Source organism: Mesorhizobium sp. LNJC391B00, assembly GCF_000502535.1.
Taxonomy (GTDB): Bacteria; Pseudomonadota; Alphaproteobacteria; order Rhizobiales; family Rhizobiaceae; genus Mesorhizobium.
The window spans coordinates 167,671-187,239 of sequence record NZ_AYWI01000005.1 but is presented as its reverse complement, the minus strand read 5'-3'; the positions used below and the strand labels follow the sequence as shown (position 1 = coordinate 187,239).

The window sequence follows — 19,569 nt, the reverse complement described above, 5'->3', positions numbered from 1 at the left end:
TGGGCCGGTCTAGAAAGCCGGACCGGCCGCGGGACGGGTTGTCTAGGTGTCGCAGCCTGTTACTTCAGGCTTTCCCTGCATTGCCGCAAGATGCCGGAAATCCGGGCTTCGCCGCCTATTAATCCGGCTAATTCAGTGCGTCTTTCCGGCTCGCGGAAACATAAAGTGATCGGCTGCTTGCAGCGGCTGGCGGCGGACTAAGCGTGGATCAGGCGATTTCGTGCCGCCAGGGCGGGTTGGCGCCGGCCCGCGACACGGTCACCGCCGCCGCTTTTGCGCCGAGCGCCAGCGCCTGACGGATGGCGTCCTCCGAAAGGCCGCCGATCCCGGCCTTGGTGAGCAGGCCTTGCTCGTGCAGCGAGGCCAGAATGCCGGCATTGAAAGTGTCGCCGGCGCCGACCGTGTCGACCACCTCCACCTTATGCGGCATCACCGTGACCTTGTGTTCCCTGCTGTAGCCGACGGCACCTTCGCTGCCGTGGGTAACGACGATCAGCTTCGGGCCGCGATCCAGCCAGTTGCGGATGACGTCCTCATGCGAGCCGGCCTCGCCGAACCAGTGCAGATCCTCATCCGATAGCTTCACGATGTCGGCCATCGCCATCATCGAGCGGATGCGCCGGAGGTGCTTGGCTTTGTCGGGGATGAAGTTCGGCCGGATGTTGGGGTCGAGCATCATGACGCGGCGTTCGTGCTCGCGTTTCATGAATTCTTCGTAGGCAGCACCCGCCGGGTCCGAAATCAGGCTGATGGCGCCAAACAGCATGGCTTCGATCTCGGCGCCCAGTTTCGGCAGATCCTCTGTCGTCAGCATGCGCCCGGCGGTGTTTTCGTCGTAGAAAGTGTAGGTCGCCTGGCCGTTGGTGAGCCGCACGAAGGCGAGCGTGGTCGGGCGAGGGGAGGTGTGCGCATAGGTGGAGCTGACCTTGCTTGCGCCGAGCGCCTCGCGGAACTGGCCGCCGAACAGATCCGACGACAGGCCGGAAAAGAAGCCGGCGGGCGCGCCGAGGCGGCCAAGCGCGATCGCCGTGTTGAACACCGCGCCGCCGACATAGGGCGCAAAGGCCGGCTCGCCCTGTGTCGTGGTGCGCGGCAGCATGTCGATCAGGGCTTCGCCGCAGCAGAGGATCATGATTTCTTGTTCTCCGGCGGATAGATCACGCCCTTGCGGATGATGATGTTGGCGTAGAGCCGGGGTTCGCTGGTCCCGACGATCGCATATGCCGACCGGACGCGTGCATAGAAGTCGGCGCCCGCCAGCGCAACCACCTTCCGGCCCGGCGCGCGCCTGGTGCAGATCGTTTCGATTTCATGGTGGACCGGATCGGCGACCGAGGGATCGCCTTTTACCGAGGCACGAAACAGCGCTTCCGGCACGAAGTCGTCCACCGGCAGCACGCTCAAAATGGCGTCAAGCACCGGTATGAGGTGAAGACCGTCGGCGCGGATCAGCCGGTTCGCCTGTTCTTCCGCCGGATAGTTGCCGTCGACAAGCGCGATCTCGTCGCCATGGCCCATGGCGCGCAATGTCGCCAGAAGCTCCGGACCGAGCAGCGACGGAATACCAATCAGCATTCAGGTGCTCCGGGAAATGGTGTTCGAACCGATGAGGAAGCGTTCGGACAACGGCAGGCTGGCGCCGCCCAGCGCCCGGGCATGGATGCCGACGGTGCCTTCGCGTACCACCGGAAGCTTCAGGCCTTCGCCGTCAATCGTGCCGATCGCCTGCCCGACGGCATCGACGAGCCGGCGGCGTACGGCGAGCGGCATCCAGCCATCGATCACCGCGGCCTCGAAGTCGATCACCGAGGACGCCGCGACAATGGCGTAGGCAAGCGCCTGCGAGGCGCTGGCGATCCAGTCGTCCAGATCGGCGCCGATCTCGCCCCATTCCTGCGGCGAGGTCCAGAGATAGGAGCCGTCAATGCCGCGTGCGTTAAGCGCCTTTTCCAGCATGGCGATCGAGGCGACGTCGATGAGCTGCGTCGGCTTGCCGTCTGGTCCCGGCACCGGCATCGAACCCAGCGCCCCGGCATTTCCGGTTGGCCCGCCGAACAGCCGGCCGTTGAGCACGATGCCGCCGCCGGCAAAGGCGCCGATATAGAAATAGACGAAGTCGCGCGCCCCGCCGGTCTGGCCGAACACCAGTTCGGCGCCGCAGGCGGAGGTGGCGTCATTCTGCAGATAGACCGGGAATTCGCACTGCGCCTGGATGTCGGCACGGATGTCGCGATGGCGCCATTCGTCCATGATGTCGCGCGGCGCGCCGGCGGTGTCGGCCCAGTTCCACAGTTCGAACGGCATGGCGATGCCGAGCCCGGCAATGCGCTTGTCCTGCGCCGGTGTCAGTTCGGCGCGCATCGTCTTCATGCCTTCGGTGACGAACTCAACCGTCTCGCGCGGCGCCGGATAGCGGTAGGAGTGCTGCAGCATGGAACGCACAGTTCCGAGGAAATCGATCAGCACCAGTTCGGCGCTGCGGCGGCCGATCTTGAGGCCGATGAAGAAGGCGCCTTCGGGGTTCAGCGCCATCGGGATGGAGGGCTGGCCGATCTTGCCGCGCAACGGCGCCTGGCGCAGCAGCAGGCTGTCTTCCTCCAGTTCGCGCATGATGACCGAGACGGTCTGCGCTGAAAGCCCGGTCATGCGCGCAATGTCTGATTTGGCCAAGCTGCCGTGCTGGCGAACCAACGACAGCACCAGCCGCTCATTGTGGTCGCGCATGCCGCTCTGGTTGGTGCCACGGTGGAGACGGCTGGCGGCCGCCTCGGGCGAACCGTGCCTCGCAATGCCGGTCTCCACCCTTGTTCCTTCCCTTGGTTTATTCTTACTGCTTTTGCGGCAGAATGAGTGAACCGCGCAAAGCTGTCAATAATAAATAAGAGTGATTTAATTATTGACAGGCGGCTCCCGCTGGTGTCATTTGAGGGCGCGTCCACACTGGGAGAACTTCAGTGGATGCGCTCGAGATGCCGGTTGGCGGCATCCGCATGGTTCCATGGGAGGAAGATCGTGACCAAAGCTTTATTGAAGTCCACCGTGTTCGCCGCGGCGGGCCTCGGCCTGATGGCGTTTGCTTCGACAGCATCGGCCGCCGGCGTCGGCGCCTGCCTGATCACCAAGACCGACACCAACCCCTTCTTCGTCAAGATGAAGGAGGGCGCGACCGCCAAGGCCAAGGAACTTGGCGTCGACCTCAAGACCTATGCCGGCAAGATCGACGGCGATAGCGAGAGCCAGGTGGCGGCGATCGAAAGCTGCATCGCCGACGGCGCCAAGGGCATCCTGATCACCGCGTCCGACACCAAGGGCATCGTGCCGACGGTGAAGAAGGCGCGTGACGCCGGCCTGCTGGTGATCGCGCTCGATACCCCGCTGGACCCGATCGATGCCGCCGACGCGACCTTCGCGACGGACAATCTGGAAGCCGGCAAGCTGATCGGCGCCTGGGCAGCCGCGACCCTCGGCGACAAGGCCAAGGACGCCAAGATCGGCTTCCTCGACCTGACCCCCTCACAGCCGACCGTGGATGTGCTGCGCGACCAGGGCTTCATGATGGGCTTCGGCATCGACGTGAAGGATCCCAACAAGATCGGCGATGAGGACGATGCCCGCATCGTCGGCCACGACGTCACCAACGGCAATGAAGAAGGCGGCCGCAAGGCGATGGAAAACCTTCTGCAGAAGGACAACTCCATCACCGTCATCCACACCATCAACGAGCCCGCCGCTGTCGGCGCCTACCAGGCGCTCAAGGCGGTCGGGCTCGAAAGCCAGGTGCTGATCGTCTCGGTCGATGGCGGCTGTCCCGGTGTGAAGTCGGTGACCGAAGGCGTCATTGGCGCCACCTCGCAGCAATACCCGCTGCAGATGGCGGCACTCGGCATCGAGGCGATCGCCGCCTTCGCCAAGGACGGCGCCAAGCCTAAGCCGACCGAAGGCAAGAACTTCTTCGACACCGGCGTCAACCTCGTCACCGACAAGCCGGCCAATGGCGTGAAGTCGATCGACACCAAGGAAGGCCTCGCCAAGTGCTGGGGCTGATGGCTGTCTGACAGCCAGCGACAAGCTGACGGCCGGGGGCTTGATCCCCGGCCGCTTCGGGTGGACGATGCGTCACGCGAATAATCCCGGCAGCAGACCGGACAGGCGCGAGCGGGTATCGGCATGGAGCTGAAGCCCAGGGGAGGAAACATGGCTCAAGCACAGGAATTCGAGAAGGTTCTCTCGAGCAGCGACACAAGCGTTGCCGCCTTTGACGAGCACAAATCGGCCGTCAAGCGCATCCAGCATTTCCTGCACTCCACGCCGGCGGCGGTGCCGCTGATTGTGCTGGTCCTGTCGATCGTAATTTTCGGCATCGCCATTGGCGGGCGTTTCTTCTCATCCTATACGCTGACGCTGATCCTGCAGCAGATCGCCATCGTCGGCATCCTCGGTGCCGCGCAGACACTGGTCATCCTGACCGCCGGCATCGACCTGTCGATCGGCGTGATCATGGTGATTTCGGCCGTGATCATGGGCAATTGCGCGGTCAGCTACGGCATGCCGGCCGTGCTCGCAGTGCCCATCGGGCTTGCCGCCGGCGCAGCCTGCGGCCTGCTCAACGGTTTGCTGGTCGCCTACATGAAGCTGCCGCCGTTCATCGTCACGCTCGGCACCTGGAACATCGTCATGGCGACGAACTTCATCTATTCGGCCAATGAGACGATCCGCGATACCGACGTCGACGCCCAGGCGCCGCTACTGCATCTCTTTGCCCTGAGTTTCAAGATCGGCACAGCGGTGCTGACACTGGGCGTCATCGCCACGGTCGTGCTCGTTTTGATCCTCTGGTACGTGCTCAATCACACCGCCTGGGGCCGCCATGTCTACGCCGTTGGCGATGATCAGGAGGCGGCGAAGCTGTCTGGCATCCAGACCAAGAAGGTGTTGATGACGGTCTACACCCTTGCCGGGTTGATCGCCGCTTTTGCTGCCTGGGTTTCCATTGGCCGCAACGGCTCGATCTCGCCGTCAGCCGCCGTCACCGACTACAACCTGCAGGCGATAACCGCGACGGTGATCGGCGGCATTTCACTGTTCGGCGGGCGCGGCTCAATTCTGGGCACGCTTTTCGGCGCGATGATCGTCGGCGTCGTCTCGATGGGCCTCAACATGCTGGGCGCCGATCCGCAATGGAAGGTGCTCCTCACCGGTGTGCTGATCATCGGCGCCGTGGCGATCGACCAATGGATCAGAAAGGTTTCGGCATGACCGTGGAACCCATCCTCACCGCGCGCGGCCTGATCAAGCGCTATGGCCGTGTCACCGCCCTCGACAATGCCGACTTCGACCTCTACCCCGGCGAAATCCTGGCCGTCATCGGAGACAATGGCGCCGGCAAATCATCGCTGATCAAGGCGATTTCCGGCGCCGCCGTGCCCGACGAAGGCGAGATCCGTCTTGAAGGCAAGGCTGTCGCTTTTAAATCGCCCATGGAGGCGCGCGAGGCGGGCATCGAGACGGTCTACCAAAACCTGGCTTTGTCGCCGGCCCTGTCGATCGCCGACAACATGTTCCTCGGCCGCGAGATCCGCAAACCCGGCTTCCTCGGCGACTGGCTTCGGATGCTGGACCGGCCGGCAATGGAAAAGCGCGCCCGCGACAAGCTGACCGAGCTTGGCCTGATGACCATCCAGAACATCAGCCAGGCGGTGGAAACGCTGTCGGGCGGCCAGCGTCAGGGCGTGGCGGTGGCGCGCGCCGCCGCTTTCGGCAGCCGCGTGGTGATCATGGACGAGCCGACCGCGGCACTCGGCGTCAAGGAGAGCCGCCGCGTGCTGGAACTGATCCTCGATGTCAAGAAAAGAGGCCTGCCGATCGTGCTGATCTCGCACAACATGCCGCATGTCTTCGAAGTGGCCGACCGTATCCATATCCATCGGCTGGGACGTCGCCTCTGCGTCATCGATCCCAAGCAATATACCATGTCCGACGCCGTCGCCTTCATGACGGGAGCGAAGGTTCCGCCGGAGGCTGCACTCGCTGCCTGATCCGCTCGACGGATAAATTGCCGCAGGGGAACTGGGGGCATGCTGGTCTAAATCGATTGAACGTATGTTGCGATGCACTAGGATAGGCTGGGACTGAGAGCGAAAGCCGGTATGATCGCAGCACGATCACGAGAGGCAGTATGACGCGAACAATGACAGCCAAAGCCCCCGATCTCGAAATACCCGATCCCAAGACGCTGGCCGACGAAGTCTTGCTGGCTCTCAAATACCGGGTCGGCAAAGGCACGTCCGTTGCTACGCAATATGATTGGCTGACCGCCTCGATCAAGGTCGTGCGCGACCGCATCGTCGATCACTGGATGCAGGCGACGCAGGAGGCCTACGCCCAGCAGGAAAAGCGCGTCTATTACCTGTCGCTCGAATTCCTCATCGGCCGGCTTATGCGCGATGCCTTCTCCAATCTCGGCCTGATGGACAATATGCGAGAAGCGCTCAAGTCGCTGGGCGTCGACCTGGACCTCATCGCCGGGCTCGAACCGGATGCGGCGCTCGGCAATGGCGGTCTTGGCCGGCTCGCCGCCTGCTTCATGGAAAGCATGGCGACCGTCGACATTCCGGCCCACGGCTACGGCATTCGCTACGCCAACGGCATGTTCCGCCAGGAGATCCATGACGGCTGGCAGGTCGAACTGCCCGAAACCTGGCTCGACCACGGCAACCCCTGGGAGTTCGAGCGGCGGGAGCGTGCCTTCGAGGTCGGCTTCGGCGGCTCGGTGGAATCGATCACCTCCAAGGATGGCCGGCTCGAGCGTCACGTCTGGAAGCCGACCGAGCATGTCCAGGCCGTCGCCTACGACACGCCGGTGGTCGGCTGGCGCGCCAACCGCGTCAACACGCTGCGGCTTTGGTCCGGCATGCCGGTCGATCCGATCCTGCTCGACAAGTTCAACGCCGGCGACCACATCGGCGCGCTGGCCGAAAGCAACAAGGCCGATGCCTTGTCGCGCGTGCTTTACCCCGCCGATTCCCACAAGGCCGGCCAGGAACTGCGGCTGCGGCAGGAATATTTCTTCTCCACCGCGTCGCTGCAGGACATCGTCCAGCGCCATCTCAGCCAGTATGGCGATCTGGCCTCGCTGCCCGACAAGGCGGCGATCCACCTCAATGACACCCATCCGGCGATCGCCGTGCCAGAGCTGATGCGCCTGCTGATGGACGTCCATGGCCTGGATTTCGACCAGGCCTGGGACATCACCAAGCGCACCTTCGGCTACACCAACCACACGCTGCTGCCCGAAGCGCTGGAAAGCTGGCCGGTGCCGCTGTTCGAACGGCTTTTGCCGCGCCACATGCAGATCGTCTACGCCATCAATGCGCAGGTGCTGCTTGAGGCGCGCGCCACCAACCAGTTCTCAAACGAGCAGATCAGCCGCATCTCGCTGATCCAGGAAAATGGCGACCGCCGCGTGCGCATGGGTAACCTGGCCTTTGTCGGCTCGCACTCGATCAATGGCGTGTCGGCGTTGCACACCGAGCTGATGAAGGAGACGGTGTTTGCCGATCTCCACAAGCTCTATCCCGACCGCATCAACAACAAGACCAACGGCATCACGCCACGGCGCTGGCTGATCCAGTGCAATCCAGGCCTCACCGCGCTCGCCCGCGCGGCGATCGGGGACCGTTTCCTCGACGACATCGACGCCATCAAGGGGCTCGAAGCCTTTGCCGGCGACGCCGCCTTCCGCGACAAGTTCGCCGCCGTCAAGCGCTCCAACAAGGTCAAGCTCGCCAATCTGGTCGCAGACCGGCTCGGCATCAAGCTCGACCCGTCGGCGCTGTTCGACATCCAGGTCAAGCGCATCCACGAATACAAGCGCCAGCTGCTCAACATCCTGGAAGCGATCGCGCTCTACGACCAGATCCGCTCGCATCCCGAGCAGGACTGGATGCCGCGCGTCAAATTCTTCGGCGGCAAAGCGGCGCCCAGCTACCACAATGCCAAGCTGATCATCAAACTGGCCAACGACGTCGCCAAGGTCATCAACAGCGACCCGTCGGTGCGCGGGCTGCTGAAAGTGGTGTTCGTGCCGAACTACAATGTCAGCCTGGCCGAGGTGATGATGCCGGCCGCCGACCTGTCCGAGCAGATTTCGACTGCCGGCATGGAGGCGTCGGGCACCGGCAACATGAAGTTCGCGCTGAACGGCGCCTTGACCATCGGCACGCTCGACGGCGCCAATGTCGAGATCAAGGAATGCGTCGGCGACGACAACATCTTCATCTTCGGCCTGAGCACGGCGGAAGTCGCCGAGCGGCGCAGCAATGGCTACAACCCGCGCGCCGTGATCGAGGGCTCCCCTGAATTGGCGCAGGCTGTTGCCGCAGTATCGTCGGGCGTGTTCTCGCCCGACCAGCCGGATCGCTACCGCGAGCTGGTCGACGGTCTCTACAACAGCGATTGGTTCATGGTGGCGGCGGATTTCGACGCCTATGCCGCCGCCCAGCGCGATGTCGACGCCGTCTGGCGCAACAGCCCCGATTGGTACGCGCGCGCTATCCGCAACGTTGCCCGCGTCGGCTGGTTCTCTTCCGATCGCACGATCCGCCAATATGCGAAAGAAATCTGGAACGTGCCCGCCTGATATGATTGCATGAGGCCACGAGCAACGGGTCTTGTGCACAAGAACTGGTTCCCAGGGAGGGACACCGCCTGATGAAGAAACCGCGCGCGACCGCGACGACGAGCGGGTCGGACGGGCTGGCGTCAGCCGGCGATGTCGCCGCAATTGTTGCAGGCACGCATGGCGATCCTTTTGCAATCCTGGGCGTGCATGATGCCGGCAAGAGCCTGGTTGCCCGCTGCTTCGTCCCCAATGCCGAGTTCGTCACCGCATACACGCTGGCCGGCAAGAACGCCGGCGAACTCACGCGGCGCGACGACGCCGGTTTCTTCGAAGGCAGACTGTCGATCAAGAAGCGCCAGCCGCTGCGGTATCACGCCAAAAATGCCGGCGGCGACTGGTGGCTGACCGATCCCTATTCCTTCGGCCCGGTACTCGGCCCGATGGATGATTATTACATCGCCCAAGGGTCGCATCTCAGGCTGTTCGACAAGCTCGGCGCCCATCTCCTCGACCATGAAGGCGCGTCGGGCGTCCATTTCGCGGTCTGGGCGCCCAATGCAAGGCGCGTCTCCGTGGTCGGCGACTTCAACGAATGGGACGGCCGCCGCCATACGATGCGCGACCGCCGCGACACCGGCATCTGGGAGCTGTTCATTCCCGATATCGGCGCCGGCCACCCCTATAAATACGAGATCATTGCCCCGGACGGCGTGCGCCTGCCGCTCAAGGCCGATCCGTTCGCCTTCAAGTCGGAATTGCGCCCGGCCACAGCCTCAGTGACGGCGGTGCCGCCGGCGCATGAATGGGGCGACGAGGCGCATCGCGCTTACTGGCGAAAGGCCGATCCCCGGCGCGAAGCCATATCGATCTACGAGGTCCATGCCGGTTCGTGGCAGCAGCACGATGATGGCAGCTTCCTGTCATGGGACGAACTCGCCAACCAGCTGATCCCCTATGCTGTCGAGACCGGCTTCACCCACATCGAGTTCCTGCCGATCTCCGAACATCCCTATGACCCGTCATGGGGTTATCAGACAACCGGACTTTATGCCCCCTCGGCGCGCTTCGGCGACCCCGACGGCTTCGCCCGTTTCGTCGACGGTGCGCACCGCGCCGGCGTCGGCGTCATCCTCGACTGGGTGCCGGCGCATTTCCCGGTCGACGCGCATGGCCTGGCCAATTTCGACGGCACAGCACTTTATGAGCATGCCGACCCGCGCAAGGGTTTTCATCCCGACTGGAACACCGCGATCTACAATTTCGGCCGCCGCGAGGTGGTGTCGTTCCTGGTCAACAATGCGCTGTTCTGGGCCGAGAAATACCATGTCGACGGTTTGCGCGTGGATGCAGTGGCCTCGATGCTCTACCTCGATTATTCGCGCAAGGCCGGCGAGTGGATCCCCAACGAGAAGGGCGGCCGCGAAAACCTCGAAGCGGTGTCCTTCCTGCAGAAGATGAACAAGGAGGTCTACGGCCACCATCCCGGCGTGATGACCATCGCCGAGGAATCGACCTCATGGCCGAAGGTCTCGGCGCCGGTGCATGAAGGCGGGCTGGGCTTCGGCTTCAAATGGAACATGGGCTTTATGCACGACACGCTGGAGTATTTCGCCAAGGAGCCGATCTTCCGCAAACATCACCACAACGACCTGACCTTCGGCCTGACCTACGCCTTCTCCGAGAATTTCGTGCTGCCGCTGTCCCATGACGAGGTCGTGCACGGCAAGGGCACGCTGCTCGGCAAGATGGCCGGCGACGACTGGCAGAAGTTCGCGACTTTGCGCGCCTTCTATGCCTTCATGTGGGGGTATCCCGGCAAGAAGCTGTTGTTCATGGGCCAGGAATTCGCCCAGCGCCGCGAGTGGAGCGAGGCGCGTGCGCTCGACTGGAACCTGCTCGACTTCCACCCGCATCGCGGCGTCTGGCAGACGGTGCGCGATCTGAACTATCTGTATCGCTCGCGCCCGGCGCTACATGCGCGCGACTGCGAGCCGGACGGCTTCTCCTGGCTGATCGTCGACGACAAGGAAAACTCGGTCTTCGCCTGGCTGCGCAACGCGCCCGGCGGCAACCCGATCGCCGTCATTTCCAACTTCACGCCAGTGCCGCGCGACAATTATCGCGTGCCATTGCCCAAGGTCGGCAAATGGCGCGAAATCATCAACACCGACGCTTCGGACTACGGTGGTTCGGGCAAGGGCAATGGCGGTGTGGTCGAAGCCAGGGCGGAAGGAGGAGGCATTTCGGCAACGATGCTTTTGCCGCCGCTGTCGACGATCATGCTTGAACTCGTTGCGGACTAGGTCCGTCAACTCGTTACGGATTAGGTCCGTCGACTCGTTGCGGACCGGGCGATGCTCCAGACTGGTAATTTGGGAGGGTAAAAATGGCAGACTTGAAGAGAACCCAGCCGCTGGCGCGCGATGCCATGGCCTATGTGCTGGCCGGCGGCCGCGGCAGCCGGCTCAAGGAATTGACCGACCGCAGGGCCAAGCCGGCTGTCTATTTCGGCGGCAAGACGCGCATCATCGATTTCGCGCTGTCCAATGCGCTGAATTCCGGCATCCGCCGCCTCGGTGTCGCCACCCAGTACAAGGCGCATTCGCTGATCCGCCACCTGCAGCGCGGCTGGAACTTCCTGCGGCCGGAGCGAAACGAAAGCTTCGACATCCTGCCGGCCAGCCAGCGTGTCTCGGAAACGCAGTGGTATGAAGGCACCGCCGACGCCGTCTACCAGAACATCGATATTATCGAAGCCTATGGCCCCGAATACATGGTCATCCTCGCCGGCGACCACATCTACAAGATGGACTACGAGCTGATGCTGCGTCAGCACGTCGACGCCAATGCCGACGTCACCGTCGGTTGCCTCGAAGTGCCGCGCATGGAAGCGACCGGCTTCGGTGTCATGCATGTTGACGGCAAGGACAACATCATCGCCTTCGTCGAAAAGCCCGCCGACCCGCCCGGCATTCCCGACAAGCCGGAATTCGCGCTGGCCTCGATGGGCATCTATGTCTTCAAGACCAAGTTCCTGATGGAGCAGCTGCGCCGCGATGCGGCCGATCCGGGTTCGAGCCGCGACTTCGGCAAGGACATCATCCCCTACATCGTACAGCACGGTAAGGCGATCGCGCACCGTTTCGCCAAGTCCTGCGTGCGCTCGACGGCCGAGAACGAGGCCTATTGGCGCGATGTCGGCACGGTCGACGCCTACTGGGAAGCCAATATCGACCTGACCGACATTACCCCCGAACTCGACCTCTACGACCGTGACTGGCCGATCTGGACCTATGCCGAATTGAAGCCGCCGGCAAAGTTCGTGCATGACGAGGATGGCCGGCGCGGTTCGGCCGTGTCCTCGCTGGTCTCAGGCGATTGCATCGTCTCGGGTGCTTCGCTGAAGCGCAGCCTGATCTTCACCGGCGCGCGCATCAACTCCTATTCGACGCTGGAAGAGGTCGTCATGCTGCCCGACGTTCATGTCGGCCGGAACGCAAAGTTGAAGCGCGTCGTCATCGACCACGGTGTAAGGATACCGGAAGGGCTGGTGGTTGGCGAAGACCCTGTTCTCGACGCCAAGCGTTTCCGGGTTTCGGAAAAGGGCATCTGCCTGGTCACGCAGGACATGATCGACAAGCTGAAGCTGTAAGACGGGGTACCATAAACGCATGCAGGTTCTGTCGGTCACGCCCGAGATATTCCCGCTGATCAAGACCGGCGGACTTGCCGATGTGACCGGTGCATTGCCGATCGCGCTGGCCGCCAAGGGCGTGACCATGCGCACGCTCATCCCCGGCTTTCCCCAGGTGATGGACGCCTTCAAGAAAAAGAAGGCTGTCTACCAATACCCGCTGCTGCAGGGCGGCAAGGCTTCGGTCCATGCCGTCAAGATCGCCGGGCTCGACCTGTTCGTGCTCGACGCGCCGCATCTCTACGACCGTCCCGGCGGCCCTTACGGCAATGCGGCCGGCGCCGATTGGCCCGACAATTGGCGGCGCTTCGCAGCGTTGAGCCAGGTCGGCGGCGATATCGCCGGCGGCGCCATCTCCGGCTACCAGCCCGACCTGGTGCACGCCCATGACTGGCAGTCGGCGATGACGCTGGCTTACATGCGCTACGGCAAGGCGGTCGGCGTACCGTCGCTGATCACCGTTCACAACCTTGCCTTCCAGGGTCAGTTCGGCGCCGGCATTTTTGGCGAGCTCGGCTTGCCGGCCGCAGCGATGGCGCTTGAGGGCGTCGAATATTATGGCGGCGTCGGCTTCCTCAAGGCCGGCCTGCAGGCGGCCTGGGCGATCACCACGGTGAGCCCCACCTATGCCCAGGAAATCCGCTCGCCGGAATTCGGCATGGGCCTCGACGGCCTCATCAACATGCGCTCTTCCGACCTCTACGGCATCGTCAACGGCATCGACACCGACATCTGGAACCCGGAGACCGACAAGCATCTGGTGTCGGCCTACTCCGCCGCGACGCTGAAGGCTCGCCTTCCCAACCGGGCGGTTGTCGAGGACCGCTTCAGCCTCGAGCGCGACGACAGTCCGATCGTCTGCGTCGTCAGCCGGCTGACCTGGCAGAAGGGCATGGACATACTGGCGGCTGTGGTCGACGGCGTCGTCGCCACCGGCGCGCGGCTGGCGATCCTTGGCTCAGGCGACGCCGGCCTGGAAGGCGCGCTGCTGGCTGCCACTGCCCGCCATCGCGGCCGTGTCGGCGTCGTCGTCGGCTATGACGAGGGGCTTTCCCACACCATGCAGGGCGGCTGCGACGCCATCGTCATCCCGTCGCGCTTCGAGCCTTGCGGGCTGACCCAGCTTTACGGCCTGCGCTATGGCTGCGTGCCGGTCGTCGCCCGCACCGGCGGCCTTGCCGACACCATCATCGACGCCAATGAAGCAGCGATCTCGGCCGGTGTCGCCACCGGCTTCCAGTTCGCGCCCAACAATGGCGGCGCCATGCTGCACGCCATCCGCCGGCTGGTCGATGCGCATTCGAGCCCGGCCGTCTGGGAACAGATCCAGCGCCAGGGCATGAAGGCCGATGTCTCCTGGGACAAGAGCGCCGACAAATACGTTGAACTCTACCGCCTGCTGCTTTCGAAAAGGGTTGCCTGAAGCATGATCCGGACCGTCGCCACCAAACCCTATCTCGACCAGAAACCCGGCACGTCCGGCCTGCGCAAGAAGGTGCCTGTCTTTCAGCAGGAGCACTATGCCGAGAACTTCATCCAGTCGATCTTCGACGCGCTGGAGGGCTTTGAGGGCAAGACGCTGGTGATCGGCGGCGACGGCCGCTTCTACAACCGCGAGGTCATCCAGAAGGCCATCGCCATGGCGGCGGCCAACGGCTTCGGCAAGGTGATGGTCGGGCAGGGCGGCATACTGTCGACGCCGGCGGCGTCGCATGTCATCCGCAAATACAAGACCTTCGGCGGCATCATCCTGTCGGCCAGTCACAATCCGGGCGGCCCGCACGAGGATTTCGGCATCAAGTACAATGCCGGCAATGGCGGCCCGGCGCCGGAAAAGCTGACCGACGCGATCTTCGAAAAGACCAGGACGATTTCGAGCTTCAAGACCGCCGACATCGACCAGATCGACATCGACAAGATCGGCACGGTGACCGCCGGCGGCATGGCGGTCGAGATTATCGACCCGGTCACCGACTATGCCGAATTGATGGAGAGCCTGTTCGACTTCGACGCCATCCGCGCCAATTTCAAATACGGCTTCCGCATGCGCTTCGACGCCATGCATGCGGTCACCGGGCCGTATGCCAAGGAAATCCTCGAGCGCCGGCTCGGCGCGGAGAATGGCACCTGCCGCAACTACAAGCCGCTGCCGGATTTTGGCGGCCATCACCCGGATCCGAACCTGGTCCACGCCAAGCATCTCTATGACGAGATGATGGGACCGGATGCGCCCGATTTCGGCGCCGCTTCCGACGGCGACGGCGACCGCAACTTGATCATCGGCAAGGGCATTTTCGTCACCCCGTCGGATTCGGTGGCCATGCTTGCCGCCAATGCGCAGTTGGCGCCGGGCTACAAGGACGGCCTCAAAGGCATCGCCCGCTCGATGCCGACCAGCGGCGCGGCAGACCGCGTCGCCGAAAAGCTCGGCATCGGCATCTACGAAACGCCGACCGGTTGGAAGTTCTTCGGCAATCTGCTCGATGCCGGCATGGCAACGATCTGCGGCGAGGAAAGCGCCGGCACCGGCTCGAACCATGTCCGCGAAAAGGACGGGCTGTGGGCGGTGCTGTTGTGGCTGAACATCCTGGCCGTGCGCGGCGAAAGCTGCAAGGACGTCGTCACCGAACATTGGGCGACCTACGGCCGCAATTACTATTCACGTCATGACTATGAGGAGGTCGAAACCGAGCGCGCCAACGCCCTGGTCGACGAGTTGCGCGCCAAGCTGACCTCGCTGCCCGGCACCAGCGTGCGCGGCCTGAAGATCGCCAATGCCGACGACTTCGCCTATCACGATCCCGTCGACGGTTCGGTGAGCAAGAACCAGGGCATCCGCATCCTGTTCGAAGGCGGCTCGCGTGTCGTGTTTCGTTTGTCCGGCACCGGCACGTCGGGTGCTACGCTGCGCGTCTACATCGAGCGCTACGAGCCGGACAGAGCGCGGCATGATCTCGACACGCAAGAGGCGCTCGCTGACCTGATCGCGGCTGCCGATGATATCGCCGGGATCAAGAGCCACACCGGGCGCAACAAGCCGAGCGTGATTACTTGAGGGTGGTGACGTCTTTACCCTCCCCCTTGTGGGGAGGGTCGATCCGCGCAGCGGATCGGGTTGGGGGTGCTCGTAAAGCGCTTTCCCCGCGCCGACCCCCACCCCGCTCACTTCGTTCGCGACCCTCCCCACAAGGGGGAGAGTGGAGGATGCGCCGATGACCCAGCTCGGCGCAACCGTCACTCCCGAAGGCATCCGCTTCGCCGCCTGGTCGTCATCCGCGCGGCGCCTGTGGGTGTCGATCTTCGACGACACCGGCGCCCGTGAAATCGACCGGCTCGAACTTCAGCCGGAAGGCGAGAGCGTCCATGCGCTGTTCGTCGCCGGCCTTGCCGCGGGTACGCGCTACGGCTTTCGCGCCGACGGCGAATATGCGCCGGAGCGCGGGCTGTGGTTCGATCCCGACAAGCTGCTCACTGATCCCTACGCCGTCGAGATAGACCGGCCCTACCAGCATCATTGGCGGCTTGCCGCCCGGCGCAACGAAGACGCCGACACCGCGCCACTGATGCCGAAGACCATCGCGCGGGCTCAACCGAAGCCGCTGCCGGCCAAGCCGCCTTTGTTCCAGCCAGGCGGCCTGATCTACGAACTGAACGTCCGCTCCTTCACCAGGCTGCATCCGGACGTGCCCGAAGCGCAGCGCGGCACCATTGCAGCCCTTGCCCATCCGGCTATCGTCGAACATCTCAAGAAGATCGGCGTCTCCGCCGTTGAGCTGATGCCCGTGACGGCATGGGTCGATGAGCGCCATTTGCCGCCGCTGGGCCTCAGCAATGCCTGGGGCTACAACCCAGTCACCTTCATGGCGCTCGACCCGCGCCTGGCGCCCGGCGGCCTCGCCGAGTTGCGCGATACTGTGGGGGTGCTGCGCAGGGTTGGCATTGGCACCATCCTCGATCTCGTCTTCAATCATACCGGCGAAAGTGACCGGCTCGGGCCGACGCTGTCGCTGCGCGGCCTCGACAATCAAGCCTACTACCGCAGCGAGCCGGACGGCAGGTTGGCCAACGATACCGGCACCGGCAATACCATCGCCTGCGACCATCCGGTCGTTCGTGACATGGTACTCGACACGCTGCGCCATTTCGTCCGCCAAGCCGGCGTCGACGGTTTCCGCTTCGACCTGGCGCCGGTCCTCGGTCGCGTCGATGGCGCATTCGATCCGGCAGCCCCGTTGCTCGAAACCATCGCAACCGATCCCATCCTTGCCGACAGGGTGCTGATCGCCGAGCCCTGGGACATCGGCCCGAATGGCTATCAGCTCGGCAATTTCCGGCCGCCTTACCTCGAATGGAACGACCGCTACCGCGACGACGTCAGGCGCTTCTGGCGCGGCGATGCCGGCACGGTCGGTGCGCTGGCGACAAGGCTCGCCGGCTCCTCCGATGTGTTCGGCAGGGAGGGCCAATCCGCCAGCCGCACGGTCAACTTCATCGCCGCGCACGATGGCATGACGCTGGCCGATATCGTCGCTTATGAAGCCAAGCACAACCAAGCCAATGGCGAGAAGAACCGCGACGGCCACAATGAGAACCTGTCCTGGAACAACGGCGTCGAGGGCGAAACCTCGGACAAGGCGATTGCCGAGGCCCGTTCCCATGATCGCTTCGCGCTGCTCGCCACTCTGTTTGCCTCGCGCGGCACCATCATGCTGACGGCGGGCGATGAATTCGGCCGCACGCAAGGGGGCAACAACAACGCCTATGCGCAGGACAACGCCATCACCTGGCTCGACTGGGCCGGGCGCGACGTCGGGCTGGAAGCCCATGTGTCCGCGCTCGCAGCTCTGCGCGGCGCGGTGCCGGCGCTTTCCGATACGCGCTTCCTGACCGGAGAGCCGCCGCCCGGTTCTGAAACGCCCGACATCGCCTGGCTGACCGAGACCGGCGCGCCGCTCGGCGAAGCCGACTGGAACGATGGCTCGCGCCATCGCCTCGTCATGCTGCTCGGCGATGGCGGGGAAGGCCGCCTGGCTGTGATCGTCAATGGCGATCGCCGCCAATGCGTCTTCACGCTGCCCGCGCGGCAAGGGTTTGAATGGCAGCCGGCTGTTGAAGCGCAAGCGGTCGACCTCGCGTGGCCGCTGCCCGGCCGCAGTGTCAGTTTCATGATCGAGCGCCGGACCGCAAAGGCCCGCGCCAGGAAGGGTCCGTGATGGCCGACGACAATGCCCAGCCGGGACCCGAACAGAGCGCCGACTGGTGGCGCGGCTGCGTCATCTACCAGATCTATCCTCGCTCCTTCCAGGACACCACCGGCGACGGCAGCGGCGACCTCTCAGGCATCACCTCACGGCTGGCGCACGTCGCCTCGCTCGGCGTCGACGCCGTCTGGCTGTCGCCCTTCTTCAAATCGCCAATGGCCGATATGGGCTACGACGTCTCCGACTATCAGGCGGTCGATCCGATGTTCGGCACGCTCGACGACTTTGACGCGCTGGTTGCCGAGGCGCACAGGCTCGGCCTGAAGGTGATCATCGATCAGGTGTTGTCGCACTCCTCCGACAAGCACGAATGGTTTGTAGAGAGCCGTGCCAGCAAGGATAATCCCAAGGCTGACTGGTATGTCTGGGCCGACACCAGGCCGGACGGCAACGCGCCCAACAACTGGCTGTCGGTCTTCGGCGGCCCGGCCTGGGAGTGGGACGCGACCCGCCGGCAATACTACATGCACAATTTCCTCGCCTCGCAGCCGGACCTCAACTTCCACAATCCTGAGGTTCAAGACGCGTTGTTGCAGACGGTGCGGTTCTGGCTCGAGCGCGGCGTCGACGGCTTCCGCCTGGATACGGTCAACTACTATCTCCACGACCGCTGGCTGCGCAGCAATCCGCCGCTGGCGTCGAGCGTCGCCGGCACCAACGGCGAAACCAACACCTATCTCTTCCAGGAGCATCTGTTCGACAAGACGCAACCGGAAAACCTCGGTTTCCTCAGGCGCTTCCGCGCTTTGCTCGACGAATATGACGGCCGCGCCAGTGTCGGCGAGGTCGGCGACGAAGGCCGTTCGCTGCAGACGCTGGCCGCCTACACATCCGGCGGCGACAAGCTCAACATGTGCTACACCTTCGACCTGCTCGGTCAGCAATTCTCAGCCGCCCATGTGCGCGGCTGCGTCGAGGCCTTCGAGGCAGCTGTCGCCGACGGCTGGGTCTGCTGGGCATTCTCCAACCACGATGTCGTGCGCCATGTCAGCCGCTGGACGCGGCCGGGCGGCGATCCAGATGCGGTGGCGACATTCGCTATCGCTTTGCTCTCCTGCCTACGGGGCTCGATCTGTCTCTACCAAGGCGAAGAGCTTGGGCTGGAGGAGGCGGAACTGACCTTCGAGGATCTGCGCGATCCCGTCGGCATCCGTTTCTGGCCGGGGGTCAAAGGCAGGGACGGCTGCCGCACACCGATGGTCTGGGAGGCGGGCGCCGACAATGCCGGTTTTTCCTCGGGAAAACCCTGGCTGCCGGTGCCGGAAAGCCACCGCGCTCGGGCGGTCGATATCCAGAACGCCGACGACAAGTCCGTGCTCGCCGGCTACCGGACGATGCTCGCCTTGCGCAAGGCGCACCTGGCGCTGGTCAAGGGCCCGATCCGCTTTCTCGATACCGAGGGCGATGTCCTTGCCTTCATCCGGCAGGGCGAGGACGAGACATTGCTCTGCGTCTTCAATTTCGCCGACAAGCCGGCCGACTGGCCACTGCCGCCGGATCTCCAGCCTGTCGAGGCGATCGCTCTGGGTGGCGGTGCCGTCCTGCAGGAGGAGGGGCTGTCGCTGCAGGCCCTGGGCTGGTTTGTCGGCAAGGTAGGCTGATCTTTCAGGGACGCCGTCCGGCGTCAACAAAGATCGTGTCCGCATGCAACCATGCCGAGTGATCCGTGCAACGCCACCGGCGCCACGTTTTTCATTTTCGGGCTTCTTCGGTACTTTCGTCGAGCTTGGCCACGAACGGCATTCCTGAAATGTTTCCAGATGGTTGCGCTAATGACAACTGCTGAGGGCAAAACCCAAAGTTACAGGACAACCGCAAGTTGCATCCAATTGGACCTTGTAATATAGATTAGCTATGGCTGGTTTAGGGTGAGGATGCTCACTTAGCGTCAAGCAAGACTCGGTTGAAATAATATTTCCGTCTGTCTAGTCTCCTGCCACCAGCTGCCGGAACGGGAACCGGCGGCGCGCTCGAAGGGGCCAGAAATCGGTTCC

General features: G+C 63.7%; 13 protein-coding genes. 10 read left to right on the top strand and 3 right to left on the bottom strand.

Annotated elements, in window-relative coordinates; all coding sequences use genetic code 11:
- Nucleotides 1-208: 208 nt before the first annotated feature.
- The 3 genes from X750_RS150455 to X750_RS150465 are packed head-to-tail and all read right to left on the bottom strand — an operon-like array spanning nucleotide 209 to nucleotide 2,802.
- Nucleotides 209-1,132 carry a carbohydrate kinase gene (locus X750_RS150455; protein ID WP_023684582.1) on the bottom strand — a complete coding sequence of 308 codons (924 nt, stop codon included), beginning with the start codon at nucleotides 1,130-1,132 and terminating at the stop codon, nucleotides 209-211.
- Nucleotides 1,129-1,575: an RbsD/FucU domain-containing protein gene (locus tag X750_RS150460; RefSeq protein WP_023684581.1), complete on the bottom strand. Its 447-nt coding sequence runs from the start codon at nucleotides 1,573-1,575 to the stop codon at nucleotides 1,129-1,131. The genes X750_RS150455 and X750_RS150460 overlap by 4 nt, the downstream gene beginning before the upstream one ends.
- Nucleotides 1,576-2,802: an ROK family transcriptional regulator gene (locus X750_RS150465; protein ID WP_023742688.1), complete on the bottom strand. Its 1,227-nt coding sequence runs from the start codon at nucleotides 2,800-2,802 to the stop codon at nucleotides 1,576-1,578. It abuts the gene before it with no gap.
- Between the two features lie 225 nt (nucleotides 2,803-3,027).
- Here X750_RS150465 and X750_RS150470 point away from each other — a divergent pair, with 225 nt between their 5' ends.
- From X750_RS150470 to X750_RS150515, 10 genes are all read left to right on the top strand, one after another.
- Nucleotides 3,028-4,044, top strand: coding sequence for a sugar ABC transporter substrate-binding protein (locus X750_RS150470; RefSeq protein ID WP_023670724.1), 1,017 nt, complete (start codon nucleotides 3,028-3,030; stop codon nucleotides 4,042-4,044).
- A 150-nt stretch (nucleotides 4,045-4,194) separates the two neighbouring features.
- Nucleotides 4,195-5,256, top strand: coding sequence for an ABC transporter permease (locus X750_RS150475; RefSeq protein ID WP_023670725.1), 1,062 nt, complete (start codon nucleotides 4,195-4,197; stop codon nucleotides 5,254-5,256).
- Complete coding sequence (locus X750_RS150480) at nucleotides 5,253-6,035, top strand: ATP-binding cassette domain-containing protein (RefSeq protein ID WP_023670726.1); 783 nt, start codon at nucleotides 5,253-5,255, stop codon at nucleotides 6,033-6,035. The genes X750_RS150475 and X750_RS150480 overlap by 4 nt, the downstream gene beginning before the upstream one ends.
- Nucleotides 6,036-6,175: 140 nt before the next feature.
- Nucleotides 6,176-8,638 carry a glycogen/starch/alpha-glucan phosphorylase gene (locus X750_RS150485; RefSeq protein ID WP_023742687.1) on the top strand — a complete coding sequence of 821 codons (2,463 nt, stop codon included), beginning with the start codon at nucleotides 6,176-6,178 and terminating at the stop codon, nucleotides 8,636-8,638.
- A 71-nt stretch (nucleotides 8,639-8,709) separates the two neighbouring features.
- On the top strand, nucleotides 8,710-10,923 hold the full coding sequence (gene glgB, locus X750_RS150490) for a 1,4-alpha-glucan branching protein GlgB (protein WP_023738523.1): 2,214 nt from the start codon (nucleotides 8,710-8,712) through the stop codon (nucleotides 10,921-10,923).
- Between the two features lie 83 nt (nucleotides 10,924-11,006).
- On the top strand, nucleotides 11,007-12,272 hold the full coding sequence (gene glgC, locus X750_RS150495; RefSeq protein WP_023747523.1) for a glucose-1-phosphate adenylyltransferase: 1,266 nt from the start codon (nucleotides 11,007-11,009) through the stop codon (nucleotides 12,270-12,272).
- 19 nt (nucleotides 12,273-12,291) lie between these two features.
- Nucleotides 12,292-13,737 (top strand): glycogen synthase GlgA, encoded by a 1,446-nt coding sequence (gene glgA, locus X750_RS150500; protein WP_023747522.1) that lies wholly within the window; start codon nucleotides 12,292-12,294, stop codon nucleotides 13,735-13,737.
- A 3-nt stretch (nucleotides 13,738-13,740) separates the two neighbouring features.
- On the top strand, nucleotides 13,741-15,369 hold the full coding sequence (locus tag X750_RS150505) for an alpha-D-glucose phosphate-specific phosphoglucomutase (RefSeq protein WP_023747521.1): 1,629 nt from the start codon (nucleotides 13,741-13,743) through the stop codon (nucleotides 15,367-15,369).
- 157 nt (nucleotides 15,370-15,526) lie between these two features.
- Complete coding sequence (gene glgX / locus X750_RS150510) at nucleotides 15,527-17,527, top strand: glycogen debranching protein GlgX (protein ID WP_023747520.1); 2,001 nt, start codon at nucleotides 15,527-15,529, stop codon at nucleotides 17,525-17,527.
- Complete coding sequence (locus X750_RS150515) at nucleotides 17,527-19,176, top strand: alpha-glucosidase family protein (RefSeq protein WP_023747519.1); 1,650 nt, start codon at nucleotides 17,527-17,529, stop codon at nucleotides 19,174-19,176. Before glgX ends, X750_RS150515 begins: the two co-directional genes overlap by 1 nt.
- Nucleotides 19,177-19,569 lie beyond the last annotated feature (393 nt).